Here is a 4,535-nt window from a genome sequence, read left to right on the forward strand (position 1 = left end):
GGAACTGGTCGCCGCGCTGTCCCTCGCGATCGATCTGGGTCTCGGTCAGCCGATGGAGCACATGCTGCGCTCGGCCGTGATCGCCACGCGTATCGCCGACCGGATGGAGTTGACTGCAGATCAGCGCGACGTGGTGTTCTACGCCGATCTGGTCGCGTGGATCGGATGCCACGCCGATTCGCACGAACTGGCACGGATGTTCGGCGACGACATCACCTTCCGCGCCGACACCTACGCGGTGGACATGACGGGATTACCGTTCCTACGGCTACTGATGAGTCATGTCGGGCGGGGACTGCCTCACACGGAGCGATTCCTCCATGCCACGGCCTTCCTGTTCACCGCGCGGCGGCAGATGTCCGAACTCATCCGGTCCCACTGCGGGTCCGCGAGTGTCCTCTCCGATCGGGTCGGCCTGGATCCGGAGGTGGGATCGATGCTCGCCTTCACCTTCGAGCGCTGGGACGGCGCAGGGCTACCTTCGGGCGCGCGCGGCGACGAGATTCCCGTCGAGATGCAGATCGTGCACCTGGCCGACGTGGCCGAAGTGCACCTACGGCTCGGTGGGCCGGCACAGGCGGGCGCTGTTGCTCGTGCGCGCAGCGGAACCCAGTTCGGACCCCACGTGGTGCAGGTCTTCGTCGACGCTGTCGACGCGATCACCACGGGAGTGCTCGAACAGGACGCGTGGTCGGCGGCGCTGGCCCAGGCATCCGATCGGGATTACACAGTGAGCAAGCCCGAACTGGACGAGATGCTGCGCGCAATGGCAGATTTCGTCGACCTCAAATGTCCATATCTACTGGGACATTCGCGGCGCGTCGCGGATCTGGCGGCGGCAGCGGGCCGGCATCGCGGGCTTCCGGTCGCCGAGGTCGAACTCCTCTACCGCGCCGGGCTCGTGCACGGACTGGGACGGATGGGTGTGCCCAACCAGATCTGGGAGAAGATCGATCCGCTCACCACGGCGGAATGGGAACGGCTCCGCTTGTACCCGTATCTGACCGGACGGATCCTCAGCCGCGTCGGTGGGTTGGAGTCCGTCGTCGCCGTCGCTGTGACGCACCGAGAGCGACTCGACGGTTCCGGCTATCCCGGTGGGCTCCGGGCCGCCGACCTGGGCGCGACGGCGCGAATCCTCGCCGCCGCAGAAACCTACCAGCGCCTACGAGAACCTCGGCCGCACCGCAGGGCACTGACGGCCGAGACTGCCGCAGCCCGGATGTGCCGTGACGCGGAAGCCGGTCGATTCGACACCGAAGCCGTCGAGGCCGTGCTGATCGCGGCCGGACACCCGACGAAGCGCCGTGCCCCCTGGCCTGCGGGATTGACGGGGCGTGAGGTGGAAGTCCTCAGACTCGTCGCTCTGGGATACTCGAACCGGCAGATCGCCGACGAGCTGGGCATCGCGCACAAGACGACCCGCAATCACGTCGAGCACCTGTACACCAAGCTCGACGTCCACAACCGTACCCAAGCGGGGCTCGCGGCCATCGACCTCGGCTTGTCCTGAGAGCGGCAGGACGATGGCACCATGAGGCCTCGATCAGGCGTGATCACCACGGGGTTCGATGTTGGCGTTGCGGTGAAAAACGTTGTCCGGATCGTACTTTCTCTTGATCTCGACCAAGCGCGCGTACTTGGTGAGGCCGTAGGTGGCCTGCACCTGCTCCTGCTCGAACTCGCTCATCGCGTTCACGTAGGAACCGATCCCGACCGAATGCGGGCGCAGAGCCTGCCAGAGGGAACGGACCCAGGTGCGCTCGGCCGGCAGCAGGTCGGAAGTGGGACAGACACCGGCCAGGAAGGCGGCGAAGCGAGGGGTGCGTCCCCCACCGAAGGCGGTGTCGTCGTCCCCGGCTTCGCAGTACGCCTCGTCCAGCCGGTAGAACAACATCATCGACAGCGGCGAGTTCTTCCTGGGCAGATGCTCGGTGACCACGGCGATCGCTTCGTCGGTGAGGGCTTCGAGATAGCAGCTCTTGTCGTAGCAGTACAGGCCCCACGCGGTGCTCTCGTCGAGGAGCCGCTGCAAGTCGACGTAAGGCATCGGGGTGACGAACTCGAACAGCGGCGGGAGCGTGTCGCGAATCCGTGCCAGGAGGTCGTGGTGTGTCTGCGGTGTTCCGAAACCGGTCACGACGAGGGCGTAGCCGGGCTGGAAGTGGTACTTCTCGGGCACGAAGGGAGCCGGCGGGGCGTTGAGTCCTGCGATCACGATGTTGAGTTCGCGCGGCAGCGTGTCGATGACCTCCCGGGCGAGTCGCAGCACCTCGGCGCCCTGGTCCAGCCCCCAGAACAGCATCCCGAACTGTACGACCGGTCCTACCTCGTGCAGGCGGAACTCGAACTCGGTCACGACACCGAAGTTTCCTCCGCCTCCGCGGATCGCCCAGAACAGATCCGGGTACTCGTCCGCGGAGGTCCGCAGGATCCGGCCGTCGGCAGTGACTACCTCGGCGGAGACGAGGTTGTCGATGCTCAACCCGGCTTGACGGGTAAGCCAGCCCATCCCCCCGCCGAGGGTCAGTCCCGCAACCCCGGTGTGACTGATCAGCCCGGCCGGGACGGCCAGCCCGTGGGCTTGGGTAGCGGCATCGAGATCACTCAGCAGCGCGCCGGCCCCGACCCGCACCCGCCTGGTATCCGGATCGACAGCTACGTGGTTGATCGGGCCGAGGTCTATCACCAGGCCGTCGTCGAGAACCGAGGAACCCGCGGTGCTGTGCGCTCCCCCGCGTACAGCGATCTCCATCGCGTGCTCGGTCGCGAAGGCAACCGCCGCCACCACGTCGGCGGTGTCACGACATCTCGCGATCATGGCCGGGTGACGATCGATGTCGGCGTTCCACACCCGCCGCGCCTCGTCATAGCCCGCATCGTCGGGACCGAGAACCGGCCCCGCCATCGTGGTTCGCAGGGTCCCGACGTCACCGCCGGTCGTGTAGGTCATGAGCGTCTCCTCCTGCCGGCACTACCTGGCGCTGGGGTGACGACGCGCATTTCGGCGCGAAAACATACTGTTCCATCGTCGAACCCCACTATTACCGACCCAGGGTTGCTTTGGACCCATCAACCGTACGTCCGGCTCTCGGGGTGCCACAAGGGCGGCCGGGTTGATCGTGGCGCGCAAGAAACGGGGCGGTGCCGGCCTGACGCGACTTATGTGGATCCGACCCCGCTATCCGGGGTCGAGGCCACACACATCTGTTTCGGGCACGCCGTCTGGACTGTCTGCGAACTGCGGGGATACGCTTCTTTCGGCGCCCATCGAGAATCCACTCACCCGACCACGCCGCTCGGTCCGACGTGATCTCGACGAAAGATGCGTTCGCCATGAGACACGACATCGAAGCGCCCGCGTTGTCCGACGCCACCGAGTCCGACAACATGTTCACCAGTGTCGATCCGCGCGACGGGACCGCCCTGGGCATGTATCGCATCACCAACGCCACAGAGGTTTCCGGGGCCGCCGAGCGTGCCCGCTCCGCCGCACGGTGGTGGGACGAGATCGGTTTCCGAGGTCGACGCGAAGCCCTCCTCGAGTTCAAGAAAGCCATTGCCGGTGAGGCAGATTCATTGGCTTCACTCATCTCCGCCGAGACCGGAAAACCGCACGACGACGGATTCATCGAAGTGATGCTCACCGTCGAGCACCTCGACTGGGCCGCACGGAACGCCTCGAAAGTTCTGGGGCCCCGGCGCGTTTCCTCCGCCCTGCCGTCGATGAACCAGAAGGCGATCCTCGAGTACCTGCCCCTCGGTGTCGTCGGGGTCATCGGTCCGTGGAACTTCCCTGCCTTCACGCCGATGGGGTCGATCTCGTACGCTCTCGCTGCGGGTAACGCTGTGGTATTCAAGCCGTCCGAACTGACACCGGGTGTCGGCATGTGGTTCGAGAAGACTTGGAACTCCGTCGCTCCCGGCCATCCGGTTCTCCAGGTGATCACAGGTTTCGGCGACACGGGTACTTCGCTTGCGCGGGCAGGCGTCGACAAGATCGCCTTCACCGGTTCCGGTGCCACCGCACGCAAGGTGATGGCCGTATGCGCCGAGACGCTGACGCCCATGGTCGCCGAGTGCGGCGGTAAGGACGCTGTGATCGTCGCCGAGGATGCCGACCTCGACAAGGCAGCGGAAGCCGCTGCGTTCGGCACGGTCCTGAACGCAGGACAAGCATGCGCGAGTGTCGAACGAATCTATGTCGCCGAAGCGGTATACCAGCAGTTCGTCGACACACTCGCCGCCGCCCTCTCCCGCGCCCGACCAGGCCCCGAGGACACTGCCACCTACGGTCCGATGACGTTGCCGCGGCAGGTCGAGGTGGTGCGACGCCACCTCCGCGACGCGCTGGACCACGGTGCAACGGCCGTCATGGGCAGTCTCGATTCGGTCCGGGAGCGATACATCGAACCCGTCATCCTGAAGGACGTGCCGGACGACTCCCCCGCTGTTCAGGAGGAAACGTTCGGGCCGACGGTCGTCGTCGATCCGGTTCGTGACCTCGACGAAGCCGTCGAACGGGCCAACGGCAC

Annotated in this window: 3 protein-coding genes; 2 read left to right on the forward strand and 1 reads right to left on the reverse strand. The window is 65.9% G+C overall.

Going from position 1 to position 4,535, the window contains the following annotated elements; all coding sequences use genetic code 11:
* Window positions 1-1,513, forward strand: a 1,513-nt coding sequence (locus R1101_RS0116500; protein WP_016934484.1) for an HD domain-containing phosphohydrolase, incomplete at its 5' end; no start/stop codon positions are given.
* A 33-nt stretch (window positions 1,514-1,546) separates the two neighbouring features.
* Here the strand turns inward: R1101_RS0116500 and R1101_RS0116505 are convergent.
* Window positions 1,547-2,953, reverse strand: a complete 1,407-nt coding sequence (locus tag R1101_RS0116505) for an FAD-binding oxidoreductase (protein WP_016934485.1) — start codon at window positions 2,951-2,953, stop codon at window positions 1,547-1,549.
* A 383-nt stretch (window positions 2,954-3,336) separates the two neighbouring features.
* On the opposite strand from R1101_RS0116505, the gene R1101_RS0116510 reads away from it, so the two are divergent.
* The coding region (locus R1101_RS0116510; protein ID WP_051017568.1) for an aldehyde dehydrogenase family protein at window positions 3,337-4,535 on the forward strand (1,199 nt) is incomplete at its 3' end.

The sequence above is a fragment of the Rhodococcus sp. R1101 genome, assembly GCF_000278445.1.
GTDB classification, from domain to species: Bacteria; Actinomycetota; Actinomycetes; order Mycobacteriales; family Mycobacteriaceae; genus Rhodococcus; species Rhodococcus gordoniae.

Excerpts from the sequence above, each read along its gene's own strand:
- R1101_RS0116505 (WP_016934485.1), bottom strand. The coding sequence starts at position 2,953 with ATGACCTACACGACCGGCGGTGACGTCGGGACCCTGCGAACCACGATG.